Source organism: Halomonas sp. 7T (assembly GCF_025643255.1).
In the GTDB taxonomy this organism is placed as follows: domain Bacteria; phylum Pseudomonadota; class Gammaproteobacteria; order Pseudomonadales; family Halomonadaceae; genus Vreelandella.
Genome location: NZ_CP087112.1, coordinates 97,098 through 122,776 on the forward strand (window position 1 = coordinate 97,098; position 25,679 = coordinate 122,776).

At 56.1% G+C, this 25,679-nt stretch carries 27 protein-coding genes; 14 read left to right on the forward strand and 13 right to left on the reverse strand.

The window, feature by feature from the left end; genetic code table 11:
* The first annotated feature begins 42 nt into the window (after nucleotides 1-42).
* From ftsY to rpoH, 4 genes are all read left to right on the forward strand, one after another.
* Nucleotides 43-1,482, forward strand: coding sequence for a signal recognition particle-docking protein FtsY (ftsY, locus tag LOS15_RS00465; RefSeq protein WP_263067392.1), 1,440 nt, complete (start codon nucleotides 43-45; stop codon nucleotides 1,480-1,482).
* Entirely contained in the window at nucleotides 1,479-2,147 is a 669-nt protein-coding gene (gene ftsE, locus LOS15_RS00470) for a cell division ATP-binding protein FtsE (RefSeq protein WP_263067393.1), read from the forward strand. The genes ftsY and ftsE overlap by 4 nt, the downstream gene beginning before the upstream one ends.
* The gene (ftsX, locus tag LOS15_RS00475; protein WP_263067394.1) at nucleotides 2,144-3,190 is read left to right on the forward strand and encodes a permease-like cell division protein FtsX; all 1,047 of its coding nucleotides are present in this window, start codon (nucleotides 2,144-2,146) and stop codon (nucleotides 3,188-3,190) included. Before ftsE ends, ftsX begins: the two co-directional genes overlap by 4 nt.
* Nucleotides 3,191-3,430: 240 nt before the next feature.
* Nucleotides 3,431-4,297, forward strand: coding sequence for an RNA polymerase sigma factor RpoH (gene rpoH, locus LOS15_RS00480; protein ID WP_263067395.1), 867 nt, complete (start codon nucleotides 3,431-3,433; stop codon nucleotides 4,295-4,297).
* Between the two features lie 77 nt (nucleotides 4,298-4,374).
* On the opposite strand, the gene slmA is transcribed toward rpoH, so the two are convergent.
* The 5 genes from slmA to coaBC all read right to left on the reverse strand — a co-directional run bounded on the left by slmA (nucleotide 4,375) and on the right by coaBC (nucleotide 9,131).
* The gene (gene slmA / locus LOS15_RS00485) at nucleotides 4,375-4,983 is read right to left on the reverse strand and encodes a nucleoid occlusion factor SlmA (protein ID WP_263067396.1); all 609 of its coding nucleotides are present in this window, start codon (nucleotides 4,981-4,983) and stop codon (nucleotides 4,375-4,377) included.
* A gap of 21 nt (nucleotides 4,984-5,004) precedes the next feature.
* Entirely contained in the window at nucleotides 5,005-5,904 is a 900-nt protein-coding gene (argB, locus tag LOS15_RS00490) for an acetylglutamate kinase (protein WP_263067397.1), read from the reverse strand.
* An 81-nt stretch (nucleotides 5,905-5,985) separates the two neighbouring features.
* Nucleotides 5,986-7,365: a phosphomannomutase/phosphoglucomutase gene (locus LOS15_RS00495; protein ID WP_263067398.1), complete on the reverse strand. Its 1,380-nt coding sequence runs from the start codon at nucleotides 7,363-7,365 to the stop codon at nucleotides 5,986-5,988.
* 45 nt (nucleotides 7,366-7,410) lie between these two features.
* Nucleotides 7,411-7,866 carry a dUTP diphosphatase gene (gene dut / locus LOS15_RS00500; protein ID WP_263067399.1) on the reverse strand — a complete coding sequence of 152 codons (456 nt, stop codon included), beginning with the start codon at nucleotides 7,864-7,866 and terminating at the stop codon, nucleotides 7,411-7,413.
* Between the two features lie 2 nt (nucleotides 7,867-7,868).
* Nucleotides 7,869-9,131, reverse strand: coding sequence for a bifunctional phosphopantothenoylcysteine decarboxylase/phosphopantothenate--cysteine ligase CoaBC (gene coaBC / locus LOS15_RS00505; RefSeq protein ID WP_263067400.1), 1,263 nt, complete (start codon nucleotides 9,129-9,131; stop codon nucleotides 7,869-7,871).
* 148 nt (nucleotides 9,132-9,279) lie between these two features.
* Here coaBC and radC point away from each other — a divergent pair, with 148 nt between their 5' ends.
* The 7 genes from radC (at nucleotide 9,280) to ald (ending at nucleotide 14,720) form a co-directional block, all read left to right on the forward strand.
* The gene (gene radC, locus LOS15_RS00510) at nucleotides 9,280-9,954 is read left to right on the forward strand and encodes a RadC family protein (RefSeq protein ID WP_263067401.1); all 675 of its coding nucleotides are present in this window, start codon (nucleotides 9,280-9,282) and stop codon (nucleotides 9,952-9,954) included.
* A gap of 259 nt (nucleotides 9,955-10,213) precedes the next feature.
* On the forward strand, nucleotides 10,214-10,450 hold the full coding sequence (gene rpmB / locus LOS15_RS00515) for a 50S ribosomal protein L28 (RefSeq protein ID WP_009098620.1): 237 nt from the start codon (nucleotides 10,214-10,216) through the stop codon (nucleotides 10,448-10,450).
* A 26-nt stretch (nucleotides 10,451-10,476) separates the two neighbouring features.
* Nucleotides 10,477-10,632, forward strand: a complete 156-nt coding sequence (gene rpmG / locus LOS15_RS00520) for a 50S ribosomal protein L33 (RefSeq protein WP_009098622.1) — start codon at nucleotides 10,477-10,479, stop codon at nucleotides 10,630-10,632.
* Between the two features lie 183 nt (nucleotides 10,633-10,815).
* Nucleotides 10,816-11,643 carry a bifunctional DNA-formamidopyrimidine glycosylase/DNA-(apurinic or apyrimidinic site) lyase gene (gene mutM / locus LOS15_RS00525; RefSeq protein ID WP_263067402.1) on the forward strand — a complete coding sequence of 276 codons (828 nt, stop codon included), beginning with the start codon at nucleotides 10,816-10,818 and terminating at the stop codon, nucleotides 11,641-11,643.
* A gap of 81 nt (nucleotides 11,644-11,724) precedes the next feature.
* Complete coding sequence (locus tag LOS15_RS00530; protein WP_263067403.1) at nucleotides 11,725-12,915, forward strand: class I SAM-dependent rRNA methyltransferase; 1,191 nt, start codon at nucleotides 11,725-11,727, stop codon at nucleotides 12,913-12,915.
* Nucleotides 12,916-12,962: 47 nt separating this feature from the next.
* Nucleotides 12,963-13,409 carry an acyl-CoA thioesterase gene (locus tag LOS15_RS00535; protein WP_263067404.1) on the forward strand — a complete coding sequence of 149 codons (447 nt, stop codon included), beginning with the start codon at nucleotides 12,963-12,965 and terminating at the stop codon, nucleotides 13,407-13,409.
* Between the two features lie 195 nt (nucleotides 13,410-13,604).
* On the forward strand, nucleotides 13,605-14,720 hold the full coding sequence (ald, locus tag LOS15_RS00540; RefSeq protein ID WP_263067405.1) for an alanine dehydrogenase: 1,116 nt from the start codon (nucleotides 13,605-13,607) through the stop codon (nucleotides 14,718-14,720).
* Between the two features lie 37 nt (nucleotides 14,721-14,757).
* Here ald and LOS15_RS00545 read toward each other — a convergent pair whose 3' ends face one another.
* Nucleotides 14,758-15,006, reverse strand: coding sequence for a SlyX family protein (locus LOS15_RS00545; RefSeq protein ID WP_263067406.1), 249 nt, complete (start codon nucleotides 15,004-15,006; stop codon nucleotides 14,758-14,760).
* Nucleotides 15,007-15,116: 110 nt separating this feature from the next.
* On the opposite strand from LOS15_RS00545, the gene LOS15_RS16960 reads away from it, so the two are divergent.
* Entirely contained in the window at nucleotides 15,117-15,650 is a 534-nt protein-coding gene (locus LOS15_RS16960) for a cold shock domain-containing protein (RefSeq protein ID WP_317629621.1), read from the forward strand.
* Nucleotides 15,651-15,703: 53 nt separating this feature from the next.
* Here LOS15_RS16960 and LOS15_RS00555 read toward each other — a convergent pair whose 3' ends face one another.
* The 7 genes from LOS15_RS00555 to map form a co-directional block, all read right to left on the reverse strand.
* Nucleotides 15,704-16,093 carry a hypothetical protein gene (locus tag LOS15_RS00555; RefSeq protein WP_263067407.1) on the reverse strand — a complete coding sequence of 130 codons (390 nt, stop codon included), beginning with the start codon at nucleotides 16,091-16,093 and terminating at the stop codon, nucleotides 15,704-15,706.
* Nucleotides 16,090-17,262 carry a succinyl-diaminopimelate desuccinylase gene (dapE, locus tag LOS15_RS00560; RefSeq protein WP_263067408.1) on the reverse strand — a complete coding sequence of 391 codons (1,173 nt, stop codon included), beginning with the start codon at nucleotides 17,260-17,262 and terminating at the stop codon, nucleotides 16,090-16,092. Before dapE ends, LOS15_RS00555 begins: the two co-directional genes overlap by 4 nt.
* Nucleotides 17,249-18,274 carry a 2,3,4,5-tetrahydropyridine-2,6-dicarboxylate N-succinyltransferase gene (dapD, locus tag LOS15_RS00565; protein WP_263067409.1) on the reverse strand — a complete coding sequence of 342 codons (1,026 nt, stop codon included), beginning with the start codon at nucleotides 18,272-18,274 and terminating at the stop codon, nucleotides 17,249-17,251. The genes dapE and dapD overlap by 14 nt, the downstream gene beginning before the upstream one ends.
* Before the next feature lie 72 nt (nucleotides 18,275-18,346).
* Nucleotides 18,347-18,691 (reverse strand): Spx/MgsR family RNA polymerase-binding regulatory protein, encoded by a 345-nt coding sequence (locus LOS15_RS00570; protein ID WP_263067410.1) that lies wholly within the window; start codon nucleotides 18,689-18,691, stop codon nucleotides 18,347-18,349.
* Nucleotides 18,692-18,699: 8 nt separating this feature from the next.
* On the reverse strand, nucleotides 18,700-19,896 hold the full coding sequence (gene dapC / locus LOS15_RS00575; RefSeq protein ID WP_263067412.1) for a succinyldiaminopimelate transaminase: 1,197 nt from the start codon (nucleotides 19,894-19,896) through the stop codon (nucleotides 18,700-18,702).
* A gap of 90 nt (nucleotides 19,897-19,986) precedes the next feature.
* Nucleotides 19,987-22,662, reverse strand: a complete 2,676-nt coding sequence (locus LOS15_RS00580; protein WP_263067413.1) for a [protein-PII] uridylyltransferase — start codon at nucleotides 22,660-22,662, stop codon at nucleotides 19,987-19,989.
* Nucleotides 22,662-23,453 (reverse strand): type I methionyl aminopeptidase, encoded by a 792-nt coding sequence (gene map, locus LOS15_RS00585; RefSeq protein ID WP_263067414.1) that lies wholly within the window; start codon nucleotides 23,451-23,453, stop codon nucleotides 22,662-22,664. Before map ends, LOS15_RS00580 begins: the two co-directional genes overlap by 1 nt.
* A gap of 363 nt (nucleotides 23,454-23,816) precedes the next feature.
* Between map and rpsB the strand changes: the two genes are divergently transcribed.
* Nucleotides 23,817-24,566, forward strand: coding sequence for a 30S ribosomal protein S2 (gene rpsB, locus LOS15_RS00590; protein WP_263067415.1), 750 nt, complete (start codon nucleotides 23,817-23,819; stop codon nucleotides 24,564-24,566).
* 218 nt (nucleotides 24,567-24,784) lie between these two features.
* Entirely contained in the window at nucleotides 24,785-25,654 is an 870-nt protein-coding gene (tsf, locus tag LOS15_RS00595; RefSeq protein ID WP_263067417.1) for a translation elongation factor Ts, read from the forward strand.
* Nucleotides 25,655-25,679 lie beyond the last annotated feature (25 nt).

Here is a 25,679-nt window from a genome sequence, read left to right on the forward strand (position 1 = left end):
TAGGATAATCGCAATGTTCACCTATTCAGTCGGATGACACCTATGTTCGGTTTTTTCAAACGTAAGAAAAAGCACGACTCCCAGCAGGAGCCCCAGGACACCCAGGCGCAGCCAGTGCCGCCGGAAGCGTCCGAAGACACGCCAGACAAGGCGGCCACGCCCGCTCCTGACGTCACGGTGTCCCCAGAGAAACCGGTTAAGGCTACCAAGCCCGTACCGGATGACTCTTCTGAAGCGTTGGCTAATGAGCAGGCGCCAGAGCCAGTAAACAAAGAGGACGTTCAGCCAACCGGTGTTGACGAGGAAGTCATCCCCGCGCCGATCATGGACACTGTGCCAGAGCCAGAGCCAGAGCCAGAGCCAGAGCCAGAGCCAGAGCCAGAGCCAGAGCCAGAGCCAGAGCCAGAGCCAGAGCCAGAGCCAGAGCCAGAGCCAGAGCCAGAGCCAGAGCCAGAGCCAGAGCCAGAGCCAGAGCCAGAGCCAGAGCCCGCCGCGAAGCCTGCGTTGCAAGAGAAGCCAGTAGCGGAAACGGGCGAAAAGAAAGGCTGGTTTGCGCGTATTAAGTCCGGCCTTGGAAAAACCCGCGCGAATCTGACCGACGGCCTTGCCGACCTGTTCCTGGGCAAAAAGCACATTGATGATGAGCTGCTGGAGGATCTGGAAACCCAGCTGCTGATGGCTGATGTGGGGATTGAAGCCACTAGCGAGATTATTGAGCGCCTGGAGGCGCGCGTGTCCCGCAAAGAGCTTAACGACCCTGAGGCGCTGTATCGTGGCTTGCAGGAAGAGCTTGTCGCACTGTTGGCCCCCGTCTCCACGCCGCTCAGCTTTGAAAAAGAGAGCGATGGCCCCTTTGTCATTTTAGTGGTGGGGGTTAATGGTGTGGGTAAAACCACCACCATCGGAAAATTAACCCAGCGCTTCCAGCGTGAGGGTAAGAGCGTCATGCTGGCGGCAGGGGATACCTTCCGCGCGGCGGCGGTAGAGCAGCTTAAAGTGTGGGGGGAGCGCAACAGCGTACCGGTGATTGCCCAGCATACTGGGGCGGATAGCGCTTCGGTGATTTACGATGCGGTCGCCGCTGCCAAAGCGCGCGGGGTAGATGTGTTGATTGCTGATACCGCTGGGCGGCTGCACAACAAAAGCCACCTGATGGAAGAGCTGAAAAAGGTGCACCGGGTGATGCAAAAGCTAGATAAGTCGGCCCCTCATGAAGTAATGCTAGTGCTGGATGCGGGAACCGGCCAAAACGCGGTGTCTCAGGCCAGCACCTTTAACGAAGCCGTGCCTATCAGCGGTATTACGCTCACAAAACTGGATGGTACCGCCAAAGGCGGAATTATCTTTGCCTTGGCAAAACAGCTGGAAACGCCGATTCGTTTTATTGGCGTAGGTGAGGGGCTGGACGATTTGCGTCCGTTTAATGCTGACGACTTCGTCACTGCGCTGTTTGATCGGCAAGGGGATGACCGCCGCGCATGATCGCTTTTGAACATGTGGGGAAGCGCTACGGAGGGCGCTTTGAAGCGCTGGCGCATCTGGACTTTCGCGTGGCGAGAGGCGAGATGGTGTTTCTTACCGGCCACTCTGGAGCCGGGAAAAGCTCGCTGCTGCGGCTGATCATGCGGCTGGAAAGGCCCAGTCGTGGCCGGGTAGTGGTGGCTGGGCACGACATTGCCCAGCTGCATGCCAGCCAGGTGCCGTTCTACCGTCGCCAGATTGGCGTTGTTTTTCAAGATCACCAGCTGCTGTTTGACCGCAGCGTGTTTCACAACGTCTCGCTGCCGCTGGAAATTCAAGGTGTTGACCCCCGCGAAACGGCGCGACGAGTGCGAGCAGCGTTAGATAAAGTGGGGTTGTTACACCGTGAAAAAGCGCTACCAGTAGAGCTTTCCGGTGGTGAGCAACAGCGGGTAGGTATTGCCCGCGCCGTGGTCAATAAGCCCGCTTTGCTGCTAGCTGACGAGCCGACAGGCAACCTGGATCCGCAGCTCTCCGCCGATATTATGGCGCTGTTTGAAGATTTTAACCGTATTGGTACCACCGTGATGATCGCGAGCCACGATCTAGCGCTGATCGCCCGCCTGCGTCATCGCATATTGCGGCTTCAGGATGGCCGCTTAGTGGCGGATGAAGGAGCTGTATGAAGCGCTCAACCACGCCTCGTCAAACCGGCGCCGCGCCCAGAGCCAAGCGCGCACCGGCAAAGCCCACCGCTCCCACGCCGGAAAAAGCACCACGCAGCGGGGCACGCTCGCAACAAACGCGTTTCAGCAGTCGTCTGCGGGCCTGGGGGCGCCACCACCGGGCCATGGCGTTTGATAGCTTCTATCGGCTGGTGCGCCACCCGGTGGGGAACCTGCTTACGATGCTGGCCATTGCGATTGCCTTGGTACTGCCCGCCGCCCTGTGGCTCACGCTCGATAGCGCTAAGCTGCTGGATGCGGAGTTGGATGAGAGCGCCACATTAACCGTGTACTTGGAAACCGCTGTGGATACCGCGCAGGCGACGCGTATTGAAGAAGCGGTGGGCGCGGAAAGCGATGTTGTGCAAACCCGTCTAATCAGCGCAGAAGAAGGTATGGCGGATTTTCAGCAATCGTTAGGGTTAGAGGATGCCTTGGCTGGCCTTGAGGGGAATCCGCTGCCCGCTAGTATTGTTATTTACCCGCAAAGCGTCGACCCCGCTGCGATGGCGCAATTAGCCCAGCGGCTTGAAACCTTGGCCGGCGTGGATGAAGTGCGCCTTGATTTAGCCTGGGTTGAACGCTTGCGTCATTTGGCGGACCTAGGTCGTCGCGTTGCGCTGGCGCTCGGCGTGCTGTTCGGGTTAGGCGTGCTATTGGTGGTGGGTAACACGATACGCCTGGCTGTCGAGAGTCGGCGGCGAGAAATCGAAGTGGTAATGTTAATTGGCGCCACTCACGCGTTTGTTCGTCGGCCTTTTTTATACAGCGGTGCTTGGTACGGTTTGGGCGGCGGAGTGCTGGCATTAGGTTTGCTCGGGCTTGGCAACCACTGGCTAGCAATGCCTGTTGCTGCATTAGCCGCAAGCTATGGCGCGAGCTTTGTCTTACCGCAATTGGACATGGCGGGGTCTACAATTCTGCTATCTTGCAGTACACTATTAGGGTGGTTAGGCGCATGGCTAGCTGTGACGCGTCATCTTTCCAGTATTCGTCCGCGTTAATAATGGCTAGAACGGCTTTCACCAGCGGATCCTATGCGTTATAGCGCTAATAGCCACTGTTATGTGGGCATAAACAGGAATTACCACCCCTGTTTTATAGATGGCGATGTATCGCCGTAAAGTGTGATATCGCTCGTTTGAACCTTATGCTTAGTCTAAGGTCTTAGTAGTTAATAAATAACGTATGGGTCATTTTTCCGGTACGTTTCCACGATTGGTTACAAGGGAGACCACCAGCACATGAGCACTAGTCTTATACCGGTGGGACAGCTTTCTCCAGGCCATGACCTGGGCGGTTATATTCAAGCGGTCAACGGTATTCCTGTTCTTAGCGTTGAGGAGGAGCGCGAACTTGCGTTTCGTCTCCACGATGAAGGGGATCTTGAAGCTGCACGCCGTCTGGTGCTTTCGCACTTGCGTTTTGTTGTGCATATCGCTCGCAGCTACTCAGGCTATGGCCTGCCGCAGGCGGATCTGATTCAGGAAGGTAACGTCGGCTTAATGAAAGCCGTTAAACGCTTTGATCCCAACCAGGGTGTTCGCCTGGTGTCATTTGCTGTTCATTGGATTAAAGCAGAAATCCACGAGTTTGTGCTGCGCAACTGGCGTATCGTTAAGATTGCCACTACCAAAGCTCAGCGTAAGCTCTTCTTTAACCTGCGTAGCGCTAAAAAGCGTCTATCTTGGTTGAATAACGACGAAGTGAGCGCGATTGCTAAAGATCTGGACGTTAAGCCTGAAGTCGTTCGTGATATGGAAGGCCGTCTTTCTGCGTTTGATGCAGGTTACGATGCCTCACCTGGCGAAGACGATGAAAGCACGTATCAAGCGCCTGCCTTCTTTTTAGATGATGCGTCGGCAGATCCAGCATCACAGATTGAAGACAGCGACTTTGAAGAGGACTCCACCCGTCGTCTTCAGCTGGCCTTGAAAGACCTGGATGAGCGCTCTCGGGATATTTTGCAGCGCCGTTGGCTGACTGACGATAAAGCCACACTTCACGACCTTGCTGATATCTATGGCGTAAGCGCTGAGCGCATTCGCCAACTTGAAAAGAATGCCATGAAAAAGCTGCGTCAGAAAATGGGCGAAGCGCTCGCCGCGTAAAGCCGACCCGGCCGCAAAAAGCCCCTGAAAATTCAGGGGCTTTTTTATACGCGAGTGTCTGGCTTGCGCTATCAGGATCAAGCGGGCTGCGCGACGTCTCTCAACAGCTGGCTGGAAAGTAGCGCCCACTGGTCTGGCCAGTACTCGGTGGGCAGGCGTTTAAAATCGCTGCGTACGTATTGGGATATACGCCCTTCTACGTGGGCAATCAACAGGTTGGCGATAGCCGATTCAGGAATTGTCGTACGCTGGCCCTCCCGAAGTTCGGCTTCTCTTAGCACCTGCTTAAGCTGAGTTTCCAAACGTTCAAATAGCTGGTGAACCCGTTGGCGTAAGCGGGCCGTTTCCCCGGTCAGTACGTCGCCACCGAGCACCCTGGCAAGCCCTGGGTTTTTTTCAGCAAACCCGAGTAGCAATGCCAACATGGTGCTACAGCGGCCCACCGCATCGGGTATATCTTCGAGAATGCGGGTAATACGCGCAAAAACACTCTCTTCGATGAAGTCGATCAACCCTTCAAACATACGCGCCTTGCTGGGAAAGTGGCGGTAAAGCGCCGCTTCCGAGACGCCTACTTGGCGGGCAAGGGCAGCGGTGGTGATACGTTTGCCGCTGTCCTCTTCCAGCATAGTGGCCAAAGCGTGCAGTATCTGCTCGCGGCGGTGCGGTTTCTGATCGTCGCTCATAGCGTTAGCCCTCCGTCGCGGTTACTCTGCGTCTGTAATGAGGGTGCCTACCCCAGCGTTGGTAAAGATTTCCAGTAACACCGCGTGAGGAACACGACCATCAATGATGTGTGCACTATTAACGCCCCCTTTTACGGCCTCTAGCGCGCAGCGTATTTTAGGCAGCATGCCACCATAAATGGTGCCATCGGCAATCAAACCATCTACCTGGGCAGTGGTAAGCCCAGTGAGCACATCACCTGCGCTATTCATTAGGCCGGCAACGTTCGTCAAGAGCATCAGTTTTTCAGCGTTTAGCGCTTCCGCGAGTTTGCCAGCTACCAGATCGGCGTTAATGTTGTAGCTATGCCCTTCGGCATCAACGCCAATGGGCGCAATGACCGGAATAAAGTCGCGTGCCGCAAGCATCTCGATTAGATCAGTAGAGATCGCCTCTACCTCGCCTACATGGCCGATATCGATAATTTCCGGTGCGGTCATCTCGGGGCTTTGGTGCTCAACCTTTAGCTGGCGCGCGCGGATTTGTGCGCCGTCTTTTCCGGTTAAACCGATCGCTTTGCCGCCGCTTTGGTTAATCAGGTTGACGATGCTTTTGTTCACCAGCCCGCCCAGCACCATCTCTACCACATCCATGGTTTGAGAGTCGGTGACGCGCATGCCATTAACAAAGCGTGACTCGATATTAAGCTTTTCCAGCAGGCTGCCAATTTGTGGGCCGCCGCCGTGGACAACAACCGGATTAATGCCGACCTCTTTCATCAGTACGATGTTGCGGGCGAAAGAGTTCATCAGCGTATCTTCGGTCATGGCGTTGCCGCCGTATTTAACCACCACGGTTTTGCCGGAAAACTGTTGAATATAGGGGAGGGCTTCTGACAGCACCTCCACAACGACCTGTGGGTCGCGGCTTGCTGAACTCATGACGTTGTCCCTTTGCTCTTTTAATCGCTACTGAAGTTGGCTGTTTTATTTTATGGCGCTTTTAAGGAGCGCTCATTGTCATTAGCTTTCTGGAATCTGCAGCGCTGGTGACACCACTGCCAGGGCGTTGGCAAAGCGCGCGCGTATACGGCCAAGTGCTGCGGCATCTTTGCCTTCAAAGCGCAGCACGAGGGCCGGCGTGGTGTTGGACGCTCGGCATAACCCCCAGCCGTCGGGGTAGTCGATGCGGATTCCATCCAGCGTCGTTCTGATACCTTCGCCGAAGTTGCCTTCACGGGCAAGCTTCTCGACGATGGCAAATTTATCTTCGTCCGGCACGGTGATGTTGATTTCGGGGGTGCCTACATCTTGCGGAAATTGATCAAACAGCGCATCAGCGCCGCCTGGGTAACGCGCTAGAATTTCCAGTAGGCGGGCAGCCGCGTAAAGGCCGTCGTCGAACCCGAACCAGCGTTCTTTAAAAAAGATATGCCCACTCATTTCGCCGCCCAGCAGCGCCCCAGACGCTTTCATGCGCGCCTTGATCAGCGAGTGCCCAGTGCGCCACATTTCGGGTTCGCCGCCTGATTCGCTGATGATTTTGGCTAGGTTACCGGTGCATTTGATATCGAACACCACCTTGGCGCCAGGGTTGCGCGACAGCATGTCAGTCGCAAATAGCATTAGCAGGTGGTCGGGATAGATCATGCGGCCGCTTGGCGTGACAACCCCTAAACGGTCGCCGTCGCCGTCAAAAGCAAGGCCAATATCGGCACCGGTTTGCTGCACGTGATGGATTAAATCCTGCAAGTTTTCCGGCTTGCCGGGGTCAGGGTGGTGGTTAGGAAAGCGGCCATCAATTTCAGCGAATAGCGGCGTTGTGACGACGCCCAGGCGCTCAATTAGCTGTGGGCCTAGTTCGCCCGCCACGCCGTTCCCACAGTCTACTACGGCGCTCAGCGGCCGCTCTACGTGAACGTCATTGAGAATGCGCTCCAGATAGGTGGCGCGGAGGTCATGCGCTCGCACGCTGCCTTCGCCCTGGGTAAAGTTGCCCGCTTGAATACGTTCATATAGCGCGGTGATGGCATCGCCTGAGAGTGTTTCGCCCGCCAAGACAATTTTAAAACCGTTGTAATCAGGTGGGTTGTGGCTGCCGGTGAGCATCACTCCCGAGGTGCTTTCGGGTAGCGTGTGGGTGGCGAAGTAAAGCACCGGGGTAGGCACCATGCCAATATCAATGACGTCCCGCCCAGCAGCCTGTAGGCCGCGAATCAGCGCTGCTTGAAGGCGTTGGCCGGAAATGCGCCCATCCCGTGCTACCACCACCGTTTGCTCGCCGCGGGCTGCGGCCTCAGAGCCGACTGCGCGGCCAATGAGTTCGGTGGTGGCTTCGCTTAAGGTGTCATCCACAATCCCACGAATGTCGTAGGCGCGAAATATCGAAGCGGGTACGGTCATGGTCGTTCCTTGCGAAGCGCTAAGGCGATGAGTGAGTTAGCGTGTTTATTGACGGCCGGTGCTGCCGAACCCGCCGCTGCCCCGGGAGGAGTCAGTAAAGCGCTCCACGATAGTCAGCTCAGCCTGCACCACGGGAACCAGGACATACTGAGCCAGCCGTTCGAAGGGCGTAATCGTGAAGCTCTCCTGCCCGCGGTTCCACACCGAGATCATCAGTTCGCCCTGGTAGTCGGAATCGATTAATCCCACCAGATTGCCCAGCACGATGCCATGTTTGTGGCCCAGGCCTGAGCGCGGCAGAATCATCCCTGCAAGGCTTGGATCTTCAATATAGATGGCAAGGCCGGTACGCACGAGCTGGCATTCTCCAGGCGCAAGCGTAAGCGGCTCATCCAGCAGTGCTCTTAAATCCATTCCAGCAGAGCCTGCCGTGGCGTAGGAGGGGAGGTAGTCGTGCAGGCGCTCGTCTAACACGTTGCACTGCAGGCGCGGGCTGCTCATGGTCAGGCTCCAGGGGTCATCAAAGAGAGTTGCTTAAGTGCGCGTTGAATAATCAGCGCAGCGAGTTGGGTCTTCGGCTGTGGGGGGGCGGCAAACTGCTCGTTACCCTGAGGAGTGCGCCACACTATGAGTGCTGCATTATCATCGCTGCCAAAGCCCAGCCCTTGCTGGGAAACATCGTTGGCAACGATCATATCCAGCCCTTTGCGGGTCAGTTTATCTTGGGCGTAGCGCTCGACGTTCTGAGTTTCCGCCGCAAAGCCCACCACAAAAGGGCGTTGCTCTTCAGGTAGTGCCGCGACATCGGCAATGATGTCGGGGTTTTTCACCAGCGTCAGCGTTAGCGTGTCGCTGTCGTCGGTTTTTTTGAGCTTATGCTCGGCAGCGTTTGCCGCGCGGTAGTCGGCCACCGCCGCGCAGCCAACAAACAGCGCTGCCAGTGGGGCTAAACGCAGCGCTTCTTGGTGCATCTGCTGCGCCGTCTCCACCTCAATGCGCTCAACCCCTTTCGGCGTGGGTAGGCTGACAGGACCGCTGATCAACGTGACGCGCGCGCCTTGCGCTGCTGCTTCAGCGGCTAGCGCGTAACCCATCTTGCCCGAGCTATGGTTCGACAAGTAGCGTACCGGGTCGAGCGCTTCCCGGGTGGGGCCTGCGGTAATCACCACATGGGGAGCCGTCGCGACCACAGGCGGCGCAAAATGGCGGGTAATCGCCTCCATGATCTCTTCAGGCTCGCTCATCCGCCCTGGCCCCACATCGCCACAGGCTTGTTCACCGGCCGCTGGGCCAATCAGCTGCCACCCATCCTGCACCAGCTGCTGAGCGTTGCGCTGGGAGGCTGGGTGGCGCCACATGGCTTGGTTCATCGCGGGTGCGATGAGACGCGGCGCTTCAGACGCAAGGCACAGTGTGGACAGTAGATCGTCAGCCATGCCGTGCACCAGCCGGGCAATGAGGTCGGCAGTCGCTGGAGCGATGACGATAACATCCGCCCAGCGGGCCAATTCAATGTGGCCCATGCCGGCTTCGGCTTCGGGGTCTAATAGTGAGGTGCGCACGGGTTCGCCAGAGAGCGCTTGCAGTGTTAGCGGTGTGATAAAGGCTTGGGCGCCCTCGGTCATTACCACGCGTACCTCGCAGCCCGCTTGCTTGAGAAGGCGAATAAGTAGCGCGCTTTTATAGGCCGCAATGCCCGCGCTGACACCTAAAAGTAGGCGTTTGCCGGCAAGCGACGATGGAGAGGAGAGCGAAAGTGAAGCCATGGCGGGCAATCCAATGTGACATTCGTAAAGTGGCTTACCATACCATTTGACCGATTATTTTGGCATGCTCGAACGAGGCCTATGCGGCTAGGTATAGTGAGGCGCGTGCTGGGTGTCACGCATTACAAAGTAAAGCAGGGAGGCAGGAATGGGTATTAATCACTGGCCAGAAGGCGAGCGACCAAGAGAAAAATTATTAAATATGGGGGCTCAGTCGCTTTCCGATGCCGAGCTTTTAGCGATTTTCCTACGGGTGGGCGTGCAAGGGCGCTCTGCCGTCGATTTAGCGCGGGATCTGCTGGCCGGCTTTGGTGGGTTAAGGCAGCTTTTGGAGGCCGATCAGGATCAGTTTTGCGCGGCGCGAGGGCTTGGCAGCGCGAAGTTTGCTCAGCTCCAGGCGACGCTCGAACTCTCCAGGCGCCATTTAGCCAGCCAGCTGGCGCGGGGGAACGCGCTTACTTCACCTGCGCTAGTGCGTCACTACCTGAGTTCACAGCTGCGTCACTTGGGACATGAAGAGTTTGCAGTACTTTTTTTGGATACCCAGCACCGAATTATTCGCTATGAATCCCTGTTTCGCGGTACCCTAGACAGCGCATCTGTTTACCCCCGCGAAGTTGCCAAGCGTGCGTTAGAATTGCACGCAGGTGCTGTCATCTTGGCACACAATCACCCATCGGGTGTGGCTGAGCCAAGCGATGCTGATCGACGTATCACCGAACGCTTAAAAGATGCGCTTGCACTCTTCGACGTGCGGGTGCTGGATCATTTTGTGGTGGGTGACGGTGATGTGGTTTCATTTGCCGAGCGCGGCTGGCTATAAAAAGATAAGCGACACGATGACGTTAAGGTTGTGGCTGTTTGTCTAAGTAAACTGACCAAAAAACGCCTTTTTTGGCCTTTTTGGCCTTTTTGGGCGGTTTCCCTTGCCGGTGGCTAGGCGCTCTGGTATAAAGTGCCACCTTTAAACTTGGGTTGAATAACGGATTTGGGTAAAGCTTGGCGGTTAACGGCGTCGACTCCTTCCCTGCTCCGGTTTGCCCGACAGTTTTGAACAACTCGCCAAGTGGTTGGAGGCTCTCATGTCCAAAGTATGTCAGGTTACCGGCAAGCGTCCGGTAACTGGAAATAACGTTTCTCACTCCCAGCGTAAGACACGTCGTCGTTTCTTGCCGAACCTGCACACCCATCGTTTCTGGGTTGAAGCTGAAAACCGCTTCGTCAAGCTGCGCGTTTCCTCCAAAGGTATGCGTATCATTGACAAGAAAGGTATCGAGTCGGTTCTGGTTGATATCCGCAAGCGCGGCGACGCGATCTAAGCAAGCATTTTTGGGAGAGTTAAACCATGCGCGATAAGATCAAGCTGGTGTCCAGTGCCGGTACAGGCCACTTCTACACCACTGATAAGAACAAGCGGAACACACCGGATAAGTTCGAATTCAAGAAATACGACCCGGTCGTCCGTAAGCACGTTATCTACAAGGAAGCTAAGATCAAGTAATCGCGGTTACGATGATCGGCTTTCACCGCAGGCGAGCGCCTGTTGAAAACCCGGCCCCAAGCCGGGTTTTTGCATGTCTGTAAGTTAGTGCCTTTGTTAGAAGGTGCCGCTTTTTGATCAGAAAAGAGTGGCAATGTCACTGCCAGAGGCGTCGTCACTGTGCTGTCATCATAGGCTTTCATCATGCCCGAATTGCCTGAAGTTGAAACGACACGACGCGGCATTGCCCCTTATTTGGAAGGGCAGGAGATCAGTGAAGTGCTGGTTCGCCAGCCGCGTCTTCGTGTGCCGGTGCCGGATGACCTTGCCGAGCGACTGGTAGGGGCGCGAGTGGGTGTGTTAAAACGCCGGGCCAAGTACCTGCAAATCCCTCTATGGGCGCCTGAGGGGGAGGCTACACTTTTGTGGCACCTGGGCATGTCGGGCAGCTTGCGCATTGCCCGTGTAGGTGATTTGCCAAAAAAGCATGACCATGTGGATGTGGTCACTACCTCAGGATACGTGCTGCGCTATCACGACCCACGCCGCTTTGGGTTTGTTGATTGGCAGCAGGGTGACGGCAGCCTGGATAAACGGTTGGCGCATCTTGGGCCAGAACCATTAGATGACGCGTTTAACGGCCGCTGGTTGTATAACGCGTCACGTAATAAGCGTGTCGCGGTGAAACCCTTTTTGATGGATAACCGCGTGGTAGTCGGCGCGGGTAATATCTATGCAGCCGAGGCGCTGTTTATGGCGGGGATTGACCCGCGCCGCGCGGCAGGGCGGATTTCCCTAGCTCGTTATCAAGCGCTCGCTGCTGCGGTTAAAGACGTACTGGCGGCGGCAATTACCCAGGGTGGTACGACACTGCGTGATTTTGTCAGCGGTCAGGGCGAGCCGGGCTACTTTGCTCAGCAGCTCAATGTCTATGGGCGTCATGGGCAGCCCTGCCTGCGCTGCGGCACCGAGCTTAGGCGCATTACGCTGGGGCAGCGCGCGAGTGTGTTTTGCCCTGGCTGTCAGCGCTAACAGCCTGCCGCCTGTCTGTTTACTGTTGTCTGTACTTTCAAAGCCTATAGGCTTTGTGAGATTGCTTTTTTGGAGATTGTTGTGACTCAACGCCTGCGCCTGAATAAAGATGCTGATCGCCGCCTAAAAGCGGGCCATCTGTGGATCTACTCTAACGAAGTAGATATCAAAGAGACGCCGCTGAAAAATTTTGCTGCAGGTGAGCCTGCGCTCATTGAAGCGTCGAACGGTAAAACGCTTGGGGTGGCTTACGTTAATCCGCACTCGCTCATTTGCGCGCGAGTGATGTCTCGCGACCCGGAAATGCGCCTAGACCGCTCGCTGTTTGTCCACCGCTTCAATCAAGCCTTGGCCCTACGCCAACGCCTGTTTGATAAACCGTTTTATCGTTTGATTCACGGTGAAGGTGATTTGCTGCCGGGCCTGGTGATTGACCGTTTTGGCGATGTGCTGGTGGTGCAGCTCAACACCGCGGGTATGCAGGCGCTGGCAGAAGATATCGTCGATGCTCTCGAAAAGGTTATTAAGCCTAGTGCGATTGTGTTTCGTAATGATACCGGTGGCCGTCGTCAGGAGGGTTTGGAAGCCCACGTGGAAGTCGTTAAGGGCACGCTGCCGGACGAAGTGCTGCTGGTAGAGAACGGGGTCACCTTTGCGGTTCCGGTGATGAGTGGCCAGAAAACAGGCTGGTTTTATGACCACCGTGTTAACCGCGCTTGGTTAAATAGCCAAGTGGCGGGCAAACGCGTACTCGATGTCTTTAGCTACGTCGGTGGCTGGGGTGTTCAGGCCGCGGCCAGTGGTGCGTCTGAGGTGCTTTGCGTTGACTCATCCGCCACTGCGCTGGAGCAGGTCGCGCGCAACGCGGAACTCAACGGTGTTCAAGAGCAGGTAGCGGTAGGTGAAGGAGATGCGTTTGAAGCGCTGGCGGCGCTGAAAGCCGACGGCGAACAGTTTGATGTGGTGATTCTTGACCCGCCTGCGTTTATCAAAAAACGCAAAGACATTCCTAACGGTGAGCGCGCGTACGCTCGCTTAAACCGTGAAGCGATGCGGCTGTTAGGTCGAGATGGCCTGCTGCTTTCGGCGTCGTGCTCTATGCACCTTGCACCTGAGCGTTTGGTGGATGTGGTGCGCGGTGCGGTGCGTCACCAAGACCGCCAAGGCCAGGTGATTTACCAAGGCCACCAAGGGCCTGACCACCCGGTGCATCCGGCGATTCCTGAAACGTCTTACTTAAAAGCACTGGGCGTGCGCGTGTTCCGCGACTAAGTGCAGTAGGCTAACGGTGTAACGTCATAAGGTGAGGAGCAAAGGCGATGGAGTGGGCGCTGCCGAATCCTTTTGTGATCGATATCCACGTCACTCAAGAAGCGATTGACGCTTACCAGCATGTCAATAACAGCGAGTATCTGCGCTGGGTTGAGCAAATTAGCTGGGCGCATTCTGAAGCGTTGGGCCTATCGCTTGAACGCTACCGAGCCCTGGATCGTGCGATGGTTGTACAGCGTCATGAACTCGACTACCTGGCGCCTGCCTTTGAAGGCGACGCACTTAAGCTTGCGACATGGATTGTGGCGTGCGACGGGCGATTTAGCCTAACGCGCCGGTTTCAGTTGAAGCGTGTAGGCGATAGCAAAACGCTGCTTAACGCGCGCACCCGTTTTGCCTGTGTGGCGCTTTCGAGTGGCCGCCCTAAGCGACTGCCAGATGAGTACCTACACTGCTATGGCGGTGCAGTGATAGCAGAGTCCTATCGCGATTAGACGACGATTTTTTCGCTTAGCGCCGTTAGCCACTATATTTTCCTTCTATAAAACGCCTTAACCGGCGTTTTTTTTGTTTTTCAATCCTGGGGTGGTGGTTAATGCCAGCAGTGCGGTAACTTTCTTATCAGCGTCTATTTATCGTTTATTGCGGACGCCCTTTATGATGATCTTCTGCTGAGAAGGAAAGCGCCCATGAAAATCGCCGTACCCAAAGAGATTAAAAACCATGAGTATCGCGTCGCACTAACACCTACCGGAGTGCGCGAGCTAGTCGAGCATGGACACACGGTGTGGGTTCAAGCCGCGGCAGGCGAAGGCGCTGGGTTTAGCGACAGCGACTATGAAGCCGCTGGTGCCCAGGTAGAAACGGATGTGGAGGCGCTGTGGCAGCGTGCCGAGCTGATTTTAAAAGTTAAAGAGCCGCAGGCTGAAGAAGTTGCGCGGCTAACGCCTGATCACACCCTGTTTACTTACCTGCACTTAGCCGCTGAAAAGTCACTGACCCACGGGCTAATGGAGAGCGGCGCTACCTGTATTGCCTATGAAACTCTTACCGATGCTAAAGGTGGCCTGCCGCTGCTGGCGCCGATGAGCACCGTCGCGGGGCGCATGGCGGTGCAGGCAGGGGCGCATAGCCTGGAAAAAGCGCAGGGCGGCTCTGGGGTGTTGCTGCCGGGCGTGCCGGGTGTAGCGCCGGGCAGTGTCACTGTGATTGGTGGTGGCGTGGTGGGTGAGAACGCAGCGCGCATGGCACTGGGTCTAGGGGCTGATGTCACGATACTCGATAAATCGATTGCTCGGCTGGAGGTGTTAGACGACCGCTACCAGGGAAGGATTAAGACCGTCTACTCTACAGCCGATGCGCTGGATTATGCGGTAAAAACCGCCGATATGATCGTAGGTGCCGTGCTAATACCCGGTGCTGCTGCCCCCAAGCTGATTACCCGTGCAATGCTGGCGAATATGAAGCCGGGCAGCGTGCTAGTCGATGTTGCGATCGATCAGGGCGGGTGTTTTGAAACCAGCAAGCCCACCACCCACGCTGAACCTACCTACCTTGTGGATGGCATCGTTCATTACTGTGTGGCCAATATGCCCGGCGCGGTGGCGCGTACTTCGACTCTGGGGCTCACCAATGCCACATTACCCTTTGTGCTTGCGTTGGCCGATAAAGGCTGGCGACAGGCGTTGGCAGACGATGCGCACTTCCTCCCCGGTCTCAATGTCCATGACGGCAAGATAACGTACCGTGCTGTTGCAGACGCGTTTGGGTTAGAGAGTGTAGACCCTGCCAGCGTGGTGAAGTGAGCCTACGCGTCGTGCCTACTGCATTCGTGCCTATTGCTTAGTAGTGGGGCGGTATTTCATCTTCTGGGCGGGACTCACCCTGTGAATCACCCGCTTGGAGGGCTTGATGCTGTTCTCGTAAGCGTTCACGCATCAGTATGCTTAGCTGCTCTAATTTCTCTAAACGGCGCTCTTGTTGTGCAACGGCCTGATCCAGCGTATCTAGCCAGTGCTCCTGGTACGCTAAACGACTCTCCAAAGATTCAAAACGTTGAGTTAGCTCAGCAGGCGATAAGTCGTTTGTCATGATAATATCGTTACCTTGTGTAGTATGCTCGGTACTGTTAGGAATGGGCCTAATCGTCTGAGTATTGTCCTTCGTCTGTTACCCATACAACAAGAGAGCTTTTATTATCTATGAATCCAAAAGTTGTTTTTCGCTGTTTCTTCATCAGTGTCTTACTAGCCGCCCCCACGCCGCTGCTGCTGGCGGGGATTGTTCATTTAACAAATGGGTTGCTCGCTGAACAGTTGTTAGCGGCGGGTGTTAATGGTGCTTATATTGCCGTTGCGTTGGGCTGTTTTGCCGTGCTGTTTATTGGCACTTTAGCCGCTGCTGCCCTGGCGCCACCTATGGTGGTAAAAGCAGATGTCGCCCGTGCACAGCCCGCACCCCGACAGCCTCAAGCGGCGCCTATGATGGAAGATGATGAGGAAGAGGAAGATATCATCGACCCCAATGATGGCCGCGAAGAGGGAGAGGTGAAGTGGTTTAATACCAATAAAGGATACGGTTTTATTACTCGTGATAACGGCGAAGACGTGTTTGTGCACTTTCGTGCAATTCGTGGCCGTGGCCCGCGTATGCTGGCCGAGGGTCAGATCGTTCGCTATCACGTGATTAAGAACGACCGCGGTTTACAAGCTGACGATGTGAGTATTATTGAGTAATTTTTCAGGTAGTGCTGAAATAGCAAACCCCCGCGAATGCGGGGGTTTTGCGTTTAGCGCCCTGAATCTGGCCACTCAATGGCTTTTTCTTGTCCCCCTGGCAATACTTGCCAAAAACGGTCAGGGTCATCGCCTGGGTGCCAACCACCTAACGAGCAGCGCACTTCGGTTTGCAGCGCCTCGGCGGCGTGTTGGGCGCACTCTTGGTCGGTATGCCACGGCGTATGCTGGCTATCAAACCATAAGCTGGCAAAACCGTCAGCGGCCTTGTCAACTAACAGCACCGGAACGGCTTGACCTTCATGCTGGCCACGGGTTTTCCACTTACCTTTACCCGCCGGGTTGAGTGGAGGCGCGCTCAGCGACTCCTGCAGCCATGTGTTGATATGCTCCAACGACACCTGGGCAAGGTACACCTCAATATCTGGAAACCGCTCCATCATACGCTTACCTCTTCGCTGGTTAGCAGCGCTTGAAGCGTGGCCTCGTAAATGCGGCTTAGTTGATCAAGGTCGCTGGCGAGCACGCGTTCATTGGCCTTATGAATCGTGTCGTTCAGCGGGCCAAGCTCGACGACCTGGGCGCCAAGGGTGGCGATAAACCGACCATCCGAGGTGCCGCCGCTGGTAGAGAGCTGCGGGCGTTCGCCGGTCACGGCTGCCACTCCGCGAATCGCCGCGTCCACCAGTTCGCCTTCAGCGGTTAAAAACGGCTCGCCGTTGAGTGTCCAGTCAATATGATACTCAAGACCGTGCTGATCCAAAATCGCCTCGGTGCGCGTCCTCAGCTCTTCATGGGTGACTTCAGTGGAGTAGCGGAAGTTAAAGACAACTTCGACTTCGCCCGGAATCACATTGGTAGCCCCGGTGCCCGCTCGGAAATTAGAGATCTGAAAGCTCGTTGCGGGAAAGAAGTCGTTACCTGCGTCCCAGTGTTCCGTGGTCAGTGCATCAAGCGCTGGCATCGCTTGATGAATTGGGTTGCGTGCCAAGTGAGGGTAGGCGACGTGGCCCTGTATACCTTTGATATGCAAAACGCCACCTAGCGACCCACGGCGGCCATTCTTGATCATATCTCCCAAGCGGGAGGTGGATGAGGGTTCACCGACAATGCAGTAATCCAGGCGCTCATTGCGTTCACGTAGGTGCTCAACCACCGCACGGGTGCCGTCAACTGCCGGCCCTTCCTCGTCGGAGGTGATTAAGAACGCAATACGGCCATCGTGCTCAGGATGGGTAGTAACGAAACGCTCAACGGCGGTCAGCATGGCGGCCAGACTGCCCTTCATATCAGCGGCGCCGCGCCCACAGAGCATCCCGTTGTCATCGATACAGGGGGCAAAGGGCGGGAACTCCCAGCTGGTATGTGGCCCGCTGGGCACGACGTCGGTATGTCCGGCAAAGGCCAACACCGGACCGTGATGGCCGCGTACTGCCCAGAAGTTCTTTACATCGCCAAACGGCAGCTGCTCTACATGAAAACCGAGCGCCGTTAAGCGCTCGATCATAATGTCCTGGCAGCCTTCGTCATCGGGTGTCACCGATGCACGGCCCAGCAGTTCAAACGCCAGCTTCAGAGTAGGCGACAGCGCGTCAGGCTCAGTTATGGGCATGCAACGCCTCGTTCAGCGCAATGGCGCTTTTATTGGTCAGGCACTCGATACGGCCATTTTGCGAATTGCGACGTAGCAGCAGGTCATCTTGGTTCGCCAGCTCGCGGGCGGCCACGGTGTTGACTTCCTGGCCCTGGTCATCCAATAGGGTGACTTTGGAGCCTGCCGTGATGTAAAGGCCTGCTTCTACCGTGCAGCGGTCGCCTAGCGGAATGCCGATACCGGCGTTGGCGCCGATCAAGCAGCCTTCGCCGACTTTGATGATGATATTGCCACCGCCGGAGAGCGTGCCCATGGTGGAGCAGCCGCCGCCTAGGTCAGAGCCTTTGCCGACCATAACGCCTGCTGAGATGCGTCCTTCAATCATGCCGGGGCCTTCGGTGCCCGCATTGAAGTTGACGAAGCCTTCGTGCATGACGGTCGTGCCTTCACCCAAGTAAGCACCTAAACGTACGCGGGAGGTGTCGCCAATGCGAATGCCGGTGGGCACCACGTAATCGGTCATTTTGGGGAATTTATCAACGCAGTCGACCGATAGTGCACGGCCAGCCAAGCGTGCTTTTAGGCGGCGGGCGGGCAGCTCTTCGATATCGATGGCACCTTCGTTCGTCCAGGCGATGTTACGCAGCAGGCCGAACATGCCGGTCAGATCCAGCCCGTGAGGCTTCACTAAACGGTGGGAAAGCAGGTGAAGCTTAAGGTACACCTCGGGAGCGGTTTGCGGCGCCTGGTCGCTCTCTAGGAACATGGCTACCAGCGGACGGTGGCTAGCCGCCAATGATTCAGCAAGCTCTGCTTGCTCTGGATGGCCTGCCGCTTCCAGCGCTTTGGCCAGGCGTGTGCAGTCTTCCGGTAAGAAGCTGACCGGTGCATTGCCTGCCGGCGCATCTAGCGCTTCTTTCGCGGCGGCTACCAAGCTTTCTGCTGGGTTAAGCAGCGGCGCCGGGTAGTAAATTTCCAGCCAGTCGCCCTGAGTGTTTTGAGTGCCGATTCCAAGCGCGAAGCTCAGCATAACGCGTATTCCTTTAAGTTTTTAAGAGCGTGAAAGAGAGTAAGAGCGGTTAAGAGCGTATGAGTAAGGGGGCTAGCCGCTTAGTTTGTCGTAGTCGCCATCGCGGTAGCCTATCAAAATGGTGCCATCGTCCAGCTCCAACAGCGGTCGTTTGAGCAGAGTGGGATGCTGGAGCAGCAGCTGACGAGCCGAATTCGCATCGTAATCTTTCTCTTCATCCGAAAGTTCGCGCCACGTTTTGCTGCGTTTGTTGATCACCTCGACTAAGGGGACGCGATGTAAAATATGTTCTAGTAGTGCAGCAGAAAGACCGTCTTTGCGCAGATCGTGGGTTTTATAAAGCAGTGCTTTGTCATCCAGTGCTTTGCGTGCCTTGCGGCAAGTATCACAGTTGCTAATCATGTAGAGCGTTAGCATGCAGCCTCCTAGCTGAGTTCGATCAATTGACGTAGGCGCTTGGCCGCTTCTAACGTTGGCTCAAGCTCGGCCACTAGGGCCAAGCGTAGCCGGCCAGCACCGGGGTTATGACCGTTTTGCCCTGGGCGGCCCATCAAGCTGCCGGGCAGCACGCTCACATGCTGTTCGCTGAACAGCCGCTGGGTGAAGGCGATATCGTCACCGCCGGGCACTGCAGGCCAAAGATAGAAGCTTGCTTCTGGAGTGGGGAAATCCATCACTGGAGCAAGTACTTCCGTTACCGCACTGAATTTTTCGCGGTAGGCATCGCGGTTAGCGCGTACGTGGGTTTCGTCTTGCCAGGCGGCGATAGAAGCATGCTGTAGCGGCAGCGACATGGCGCAGCCGTGATAAGTGCGGTAACGCTTAAACGGGGCTAGCAGGTCCGCATCCCCCGCCACAAAACCAGAGCGCAGCCCCGGCAGGTTGGAGCGCTTAGAGAGAGAATGGAAGACCACACAGCGGCGGTAGTCATCGCGGCCTAGCTCGGCGCAAGCCTGCAGAAGCCCCGGAGGCGGCGTGTTTTCGTCCAGGTAGAGCTCGGAGTAGCACTCGTCGGAGGCGATGATGAAATCGTGCTCGTCCGCCAGCGCGATGAGCTGTTTGAATTCAGCAAGCGGCGTCACTGCGCCGGTGGGGTTGCCCGGTGAGCAGATAAATACAATTTGAACGTCACGCCAGGTCTCTGCGCTAATTGCTGAAAAGTCGGGGCGGAAGCCGTTCTCGGCGGTGCAATCCAGGTAGAGCGGTGAGCCGCCGGCCAGCAGAGTAGCGCCTTCGTAAATCTGGTAGAACGGATTGGGTACGGCTACGTTGGCCGGGCGAGTACGATCCAGCGCCGCCTGTACGAAGGCGAAGATGGCTTCGCGAGTACCGTTGACGGGCAGTACCTGGCGCTCGGCATCGAGTCCGGCTAAGCCAAAACGCTGGGTAGCCCAGTGCGCAATGGTCTCGCGTAGCGCAGGCAGGCCGTTGGTGGCTGGGTAGCGTGCCATCTCTAGCTGGTGAGCCATAAGCGCATCAAGCGCGCCTTGGTAAGGGGCGTGCTGAGGCTCACCAATCGTTAAGGGAATATGCGCAAGCCCCGCTGGGGGTGTCAGCGGCGCTTTGAGGGCGGCCAGCTTCTCAAACGGATAAGGATGCAGGGCGTTTAAGTCAGGATTCATAGCGTGTCCGTTGATGGCTGGCGGGCGTAAGCTGCCGATTATAGGCAAGCCCCGGTGTAGGCTCAAACCTAACCGGGTTTACAAACGTTATTAAACCCCTAATACCTCAATTAGGCGTTCACGAAGCTGCTGCTGGCGTTCGGGGTCGATAAGCGGCTCGCCTGCCTTGGTCGTGATAAAGAAAACGTCCTCCACCCGTTCGCCTAGCGTGGCAATTTTAGCGGCTGAGAGCGAGATATCCTGCTCCATAAAAATACGCCCCACCCGGGCCAGTAGGCCGGGGCGGTCGGGGGCGGTGAGCTCTAGCAGGGTGCGCTCGTTGGCGGGGTCCTGCTCAATCACCACTTCGGTGGGGACTTTGAAGTGCTTAAGCTGGCGCGGTGTGTGCCGAGTGACGATTTCTGGGTAGTCGTCTGGGTCATCCAGCTCTTCTACTAGGTGGCTGCGCATCTCTTCAATGCGTTCAGGATCGCGAATGGGCTGGCCGTGGCTATCCAATACAATAAAGGTGTTGAGCGTCCAGTCGTTGTGCGACGTGGCGATGCGGGCATCGTGGATCGAGAGCCCGAGCTGCTCCATGGCGGCAGCCGTGGCGGCGAACAGATCATCCACCGAACGGGTGTGAATAAACACCTTGGTGCCGCCTTCGGCCATATCCGCCGTGGGGGCGCTGATTAGCACCAGCGGCAGCGGCGATGGCTGATGATTGAGAATACCTTGGGTCTGCCAAACGATCTCGCTGGGCGCGTACTGCAGGAAGTAATCCTCTCCCAATGACTCCCATAACTGGTTGATATGGGCGCTATCGACACCGACCGTTTGCAGCAGCGAGCGCGCTTCGGTGCGAGTTTCGCGTACCCAGTCATCTCTGTCGGGTGGGTTGTTTAAGCCGCGCCTTAATGCGCGCTTGGTTTCAGCGTGGAGCTGACGTAGAAGAGAAGCACGCCAGCCATTCCATAGGGTGGGGTTGGTGGCGTTGATATCGGCAACAGTGAGCACGTAGAGATAGTCTAAGCGGGTTTCGTCCCGCACCACAATGGCAAAATCACGGATAACATCAGGGTCGCTAATGTCGCGTTTTTGCGCCGTCATCGACATCAGTAGGTGGTGCTCTACCAGCCAGCTGACTAAGTTGGTATCGCGCTGGGAAACGTGGTGGCGTTTGCAAAACTGCTCTACATCCCGTGCCCCAATTTCCGAGTGGTCACCGCCGCGGCCTTTGCCTATGTCGTGAAATAGTCCGGCTATCCACAGTAAGTCCAGTTTGGGCAGTTGGTGGATCAGCGTGGCAGCTACGGGAAAGTCGTCTTTGGCATCGGGCTTGCGAAAGCCGTGTAGAAATTTCAGCAGTCGCAGGGTGTGGGCATCCACCGTGTAGATATGAAACAGATCATGCTGCATTAGTCCCACGGCGCGGCCAAACTCCGGCAGATATTTGCCTAGAATGCCGTAGCGGTTCATGCGCCTAAGCTGGCGGGGAACATTGCCCGGTGCGCGAATAATGGCCATAAACAGTCGCTGGTGGCGCGGATCTTCCCGGTAGTGGTCATCAATTTGATGGCGGTGATCGCGAATTAAGCGAATCGTGTCCGCACGCACGCCCTCTATCTCAGGGTGTTTCGCCATGAGTAAAAACAGCTCTAGCATGGCCGACGGGCGCTCACGGAACAGGCTGCGCGAACGCACCTGAATATAGCCGCCTTTGGTCTCAAAGCGCTCATTCAGCTTGACCGTTTCCAGCGACTCTTTACTGCGCAAGATCACTTCATCGAAATGCTGCAGCAGCATATCGTTCAGCCCAGCAAGAGCGGTGACATGGCGATAGTAGCGCTTCATAAACTGCTCGACTGCCAAGCGCTCTGGCGTGTCTTTGAAGCCAAACATCTCGGCAATGGTGCGCTGATGATCAAAGAGCAGGCGGTCTTCGGCGCGTCCTGTCAGCATGTGCAGGGCGTAGCGTACTTGCCACAGAAAGGCTTGGCCTTGGCTAAGAATGCGCAGCTCAGCATCGTTCATAAAGCCGTTGGCGACGATGTCCGTGTACTGTTCCGTGCCAAAGTGGCGCTTGGCCACCCAGCCGATCATTTGAATGTCGCGCAGTCCGCCCGGCGAGCTCTTTAGATTGGGCTCTAAGTGGTATTCAGAGTTGTTGTAGCGGTAGTGGCGGGCAATTTGCTCTTGCCACTTGGCTTCGAAAAAGCGATTGGCAGGCCAGAGGTGGTCAGCGTTTAGCCGCTCGCGCATCTGCTCTCGCAGCCATTCGGGGCCAGCGATCAGACGTGATTCCAGTAAATTGGTGATGACCGTTACATCTGCTTCGGCTTCACGCACACAGTCGTTGAGCGAGCGCACGCTGTGGCCAATCTCCAGACCGATATCCCATAAGAAGGTAATGAAGGCGGTCAGCGACTCCCGGTAAGGCGTGTCATCATCACGTTCGAGTAGAAATAGTAAGTCGATATCAGAGTGGGGGTGCAATTCGCCGCGACCATAGCCGCCCACCGCTACCAGGGCGACGCAATCATCGGGCCATGTGTGCTGCGCCCAAGCAATGGCTAACAACTGATCGAGATACCACGCCCGTCCGCGCACAAGATCGCGGATATCAGCGCCGCCACGGAACTGCTCATCTAGCCGGGATTGAAGCTCACGTAGTGCCGCTTTGAACGGCGCGACGGGAGAGCGCGCCCCCGCAAGCTCGGTGCGAAAGGCGTCAAGATCATACAGTGCGGTGTCCGGCTCGAACCGGTAGTGGTGGAGTAGCATCAGCGATTCAAAAAGCTAAAGTCTTCATCACTGCGTGCGGTGAGCACTTCAACACCGGACTCGGTGACCAGCAGTGTATGCTCCCACTGCGCGGACAGGCTGCGGTCTTTGGTGACGGCGGTCCAGCCATCGCGCAGCACCTTTGTTTTGTAACCGCCGACATTAATCATTGGCTCAATGGTGAAGCACATGCCGGCTTCCAGCGGGATATCTGCATCTGGCGCATAGCCGTCGTAATGCAAAAACTGCGGGTCTTCGTGGAAGTCAGCGCCAATGCCGTGGCCGCAGAAGTCGCGCACGACCGAGTAGCCGTGCTCTTCAGCATGCTTTTGGATGACGCGTGCAAGTTCTGAGAGGCGAACGCCGGGCTTGATCAGTTCAATGCTTTTATAGAGACACTCTTGTGTGATGCGACACAGGCGCTCGCCCTGAATGGTCTCGCCGATCACAAACATCACGCTGGAGTCGCCGTGGTAGCCATCGGCGGTTTTGACCGTAATGTCCAGGTTCATGATGTCGCCGTTTTTAAGCTTTTTGGCATCGTCAGGAATGCCGTGACATACCACATGGTTAATCGAGGTGCAGGTTGCTTTCGGAAAACCGTGGTAATTAAGCGGCGCTGGCGTCGAGCCTAGCTCGTTGACAATGTACTCATGACACAGCCGGTCGATCTCCCCCGTGCTGATACCCGCTTTGACGTGGGGGGTGATCATTTCAATAGCGCTGGCCGCTTGGCGCCCGGCCTCACGCATTTTCTCGATTTCAGAAGGCGACTTAATAGGAACGTTCATGAATTCTCGATGTGGGGTCTAAGTAAGTGGTAGACAGTAAGTGCTGGAAAGCAAGTGGTAAACGGCAAATGGAAGTGGCGAAGTAACGCCGTTTTATGGACGGCGACTTCATCTTGGTAAGGATCTATGGTATAAAGCCGCGCGCTTTCCTGCAATCGCCATCCCACGCTTCTTGGCGGATAGAGCGATTAATAGAAGGCAATTAGATAGCAGCAAGGATACCCCTGTGCTGCTTAACAGCAAGCCTTGAAAACACACATGCACCGGCACATGGTCCCGGGTGCCTTTAGTGACGCTTAGCGGCGCTACTGGTCGGATCCATGGGGTGCGTGGAGGCCTAACCCGAGTTTCAGGAGTTTTATCATGTCTCACGTTAATATGCGTGACCTGCTGAAAGCAGGCGCTCACTTCGGTCACCAGACCAAGTACTGGAATCCGAAGATGGGTAAATTTATCTTCGGCGCGCGCAACAAGATTCACATCATCAACCTTGAGCACACTCTGCCTGCACTGAACGAAGCGGTCGATGTGATTGAGAAGATGGCGGCATCCAACAACAAAATTTTGTTTGTTGGCACCAAGCGCAGCGCTAGCAAGATTATCAAAGAAGAAGCGAATCGCGTTGGCCAGCCGTTCGTCAACCATCGCTGGTTGGGCGGCATGCTGACCAACTTCAAAACTATCCGTCAGTCTATCAAGCGTCTGCGTGACTTAGAAACCATGCGCGAAGATGGCACTTTCGAGAAGTTGACCAAAAAAGAAGTACTGATGGCAACGCGCGAGCAAGATAAGCTTGAGCGTTCTATCGGTGGTATCAAGAACATGGGCGGCCTGCCGGACGCACTGTTCGTTATCGACGTTGACCACGAGCGCATCGCGATCAACGAAGCCAACAAGCTGGGTATCCCGGTTATTGGCGTGGTAGATACCAACTCCAACCCAGATGGCGTTGATTACGTGATCCCGGGTAACGATGACTCTATCCGCGCGATTCAGATCTACGTGAAGGCGATTGCCGATGCGTGTGGTCGTGCAAAAGAAGGTCGTCCGGATGAGTTCGTCGAAGTAGCTGAAGAAGCCGCTTCCGCCGATACTAACGCTGCTGCCGAGTAAGACAGGTAGTAGGTGCGGCGGGCAGTGAAGCCGCATCGCGTTAAGAGGGGGCCTTATGCCCCCTTTTTCCCGCTTTGGGTACGCTCAAACGGGTCGAACACGCCGGTTACGTAACGCCGGCAAGCGCACTGCACAGTAAGTCGCGGTGGTCATCAACCGAGCTTATACTTTGTGGCGCGTTTAACTCTCAGCTAGAACCATTTCCGAGGTGAATTCTCATGGCAGCTATCAGCGCCTCCCAGGTTAAGGAACTGCGCGAACGTACCGGTCTTGGCATGATGGAGTGTAAAAAAGCACTCACTGAAACCAACGGTGATATCGAAGTCGCAATCGAGAATCTACGTAAAAGCTCTGGTCTTAAAGCCGCGAAGAAAGCAGGCCGTACCGCAGCAGAAGGCGCGGTGGTTACCCGTGTAGCCGAAGACGGCAGCTACGGCGTGATGGTTGAAATCAATTCCGAGACTGACTTCGTTGCCCGTGACGACAACTTCATCGCGTTCACCAACAAGATCGCTGATGCGTTCTTTGCGGCGAAAAACGAAGACGTTGCAGCAGTTATGGCGGGTGACCTTGAGTCTGCTCGCGAGCAGCTTGTTCAGAAAATTGGCGAGAACATCGGCGTACGTCGTGCCGTTGTCGTGAATGCCGTTGAAGGTGGTCTGGTGGGCGAATACGTTCACGGCGGCCGTATTGGCGTTTTGACCGTCCTGAAAGGCGGCACCAGCGAAGCCGCCAAAGACGTTGCTATGCACGTTGCCGCGATTAACCCGTCAGTCGCTCATCCTGAAGATATGCCTCAGGAAGAGTTGGACAAAGAGAAAGCGATCATCATGGCCCAGCCTGATATGGCCGGTAAGCCAGAGCAGATCGCTGAGAAGATGGTGGGTGGTCGTCTGAAGAAGTACCTGGCTGAAAACAGCCTGACCGAGCAGCCGTTCGTAAAAGATCCGAACCAGTCCGTGGCTGAGTTCGTGAAAGCGGCCGGTGGTGAAGTCGTTGGCTTTACCCGCTTTGAAGTGGGCGAAGGCATCGAGAAAGAAGAAGTCGACTTTGCTAAAGAAGTCATGGAACAGGCTGGCCGTCGCTAAGGTCAGAGGTTCAAGTAAGAAGATG

What these genes read in the sequence shown, in the direction of transcription:
- ftsY (WP_263067392.1), top strand. Translation starts at nt 43, where the DNA reads ATGTTCGGTTTTTTCAAACGTAAGAAAAAGCACGACTCCCAGCAGGAG.
- ftsE (WP_263067393.1), top strand. Translation starts at nt 1,479, where the DNA reads ATGATCGCTTTTGAACATGTGGGGAAGCGCTACGGAGGGCGCTTTGAA.
- ftsX (WP_263067394.1), top strand. Translation starts at nt 2,144, where the DNA reads ATGAAGCGCTCAACCACGCCTCGTCAAACCGGCGCCGCGCCCAGAGCC.
- rpoH (WP_263067395.1), top strand. Translation starts at nt 3,431, where the DNA reads ATGAGCACTAGTCTTATACCGGTGGGACAGCTTTCTCCAGGCCATGAC.
- slmA (WP_263067396.1), bottom strand. Translation starts at nt 4,983, where the DNA reads ATGAGCGACGATCAGAAACCGCACCGCCGCGAGCAGATACTGCACGCT.
- argB (WP_263067397.1), bottom strand. Translation starts at nt 5,904, where the DNA reads ATGAGTTCAGCAAGCCGCGACCCACAGGTCGTTGTGGAGGTGCTGTCA.
- LOS15_RS00495 (WP_263067398.1), bottom strand. Translation starts at nt 7,365, where the DNA reads ATGACCGTACCCGCTTCGATATTTCGCGCCTACGACATTCGTGGGATT.
- dut (WP_263067399.1), bottom strand. Translation starts at nt 7,866, where the DNA reads ATGAGCAGCCCGCGCCTGCAGTGCAACGTGTTAGACGAGCGCCTGCAC.
- coaBC (WP_263067400.1), bottom strand. Translation starts at nt 9,131, where the DNA reads ATGGCTTCACTTTCGCTCTCCTCTCCATCGTCGCTTGCCGGCAAACGC.
- radC (WP_263067401.1), top strand. Translation starts at nt 9,280, where the DNA reads ATGGGTATTAATCACTGGCCAGAAGGCGAGCGACCAAGAGAAAAATTA.
- rpmB (WP_009098620.1), top strand. Translation starts at nt 10,214, where the DNA reads ATGTCCAAAGTATGTCAGGTTACCGGCAAGCGTCCGGTAACTGGAAAT.
- rpmG (WP_009098622.1), top strand. Translation starts at nt 10,477, where the DNA reads ATGCGCGATAAGATCAAGCTGGTGTCCAGTGCCGGTACAGGCCACTTC.
- mutM (WP_263067402.1), top strand. Translation starts at nt 10,816, where the DNA reads ATGCCCGAATTGCCTGAAGTTGAAACGACACGACGCGGCATTGCCCCT.
- LOS15_RS00535 (WP_263067404.1), top strand. Translation starts at nt 12,963, where the DNA reads ATGGAGTGGGCGCTGCCGAATCCTTTTGTGATCGATATCCACGTCACT.
- ald (WP_263067405.1), top strand. Translation starts at nt 13,605, where the DNA reads ATGAAAATCGCCGTACCCAAAGAGATTAAAAACCATGAGTATCGCGTC.
- LOS15_RS00545 (WP_263067406.1), bottom strand. Translation starts at nt 15,006, where the DNA reads ATGACAAACGACTTATCGCCTGCTGAGCTAACTCAACGTTTTGAATCT.
- LOS15_RS16960 (WP_317629621.1), top strand. Translation starts at nt 15,117, where the DNA reads ATGAATCCAAAAGTTGTTTTTCGCTGTTTCTTCATCAGTGTCTTACTA.
- LOS15_RS00555 (WP_263067407.1), bottom strand. Translation starts at nt 16,093, where the DNA reads ATGATGGAGCGGTTTCCAGATATTGAGGTGTACCTTGCCCAGGTGTCG.
- dapE (WP_263067408.1), bottom strand. Translation starts at nt 17,262, where the DNA reads ATGCCCATAACTGAGCCTGACGCGCTGTCGCCTACTCTGAAGCTGGCG.
- dapD (WP_263067409.1), bottom strand. Translation starts at nt 18,274, where the DNA reads ATGCTGAGCTTCGCGCTTGGAATCGGCACTCAAAACACTCAGGGCGAC.
- LOS15_RS00570 (WP_263067410.1), bottom strand. Translation starts at nt 18,691, where the DNA reads ATGCTAACGCTCTACATGATTAGCAACTGTGATACTTGCCGCAAGGCA.
- dapC (WP_263067412.1), bottom strand. Translation starts at nt 19,896, where the DNA reads ATGAATCCTGACTTAAACGCCCTGCATCCTTATCCGTTTGAGAAGCTG.
- LOS15_RS00580 (WP_263067413.1), bottom strand. Translation starts at nt 22,662, where the DNA reads ATGCTACTCCACCACTACCGGTTCGAGCCGGACACCGCACTGTATGAT.
- map (WP_263067414.1), bottom strand. Translation starts at nt 23,453, where the DNA reads ATGAACGTTCCTATTAAGTCGCCTTCTGAAATCGAGAAAATGCGTGAG.
- rpsB (WP_263067415.1), top strand. Translation starts at nt 23,817, where the DNA reads ATGTCTCACGTTAATATGCGTGACCTGCTGAAAGCAGGCGCTCACTTC.
- tsf (WP_263067417.1), top strand. Translation starts at nt 24,785, where the DNA reads ATGGCAGCTATCAGCGCCTCCCAGGTTAAGGAACTGCGCGAACGTACC.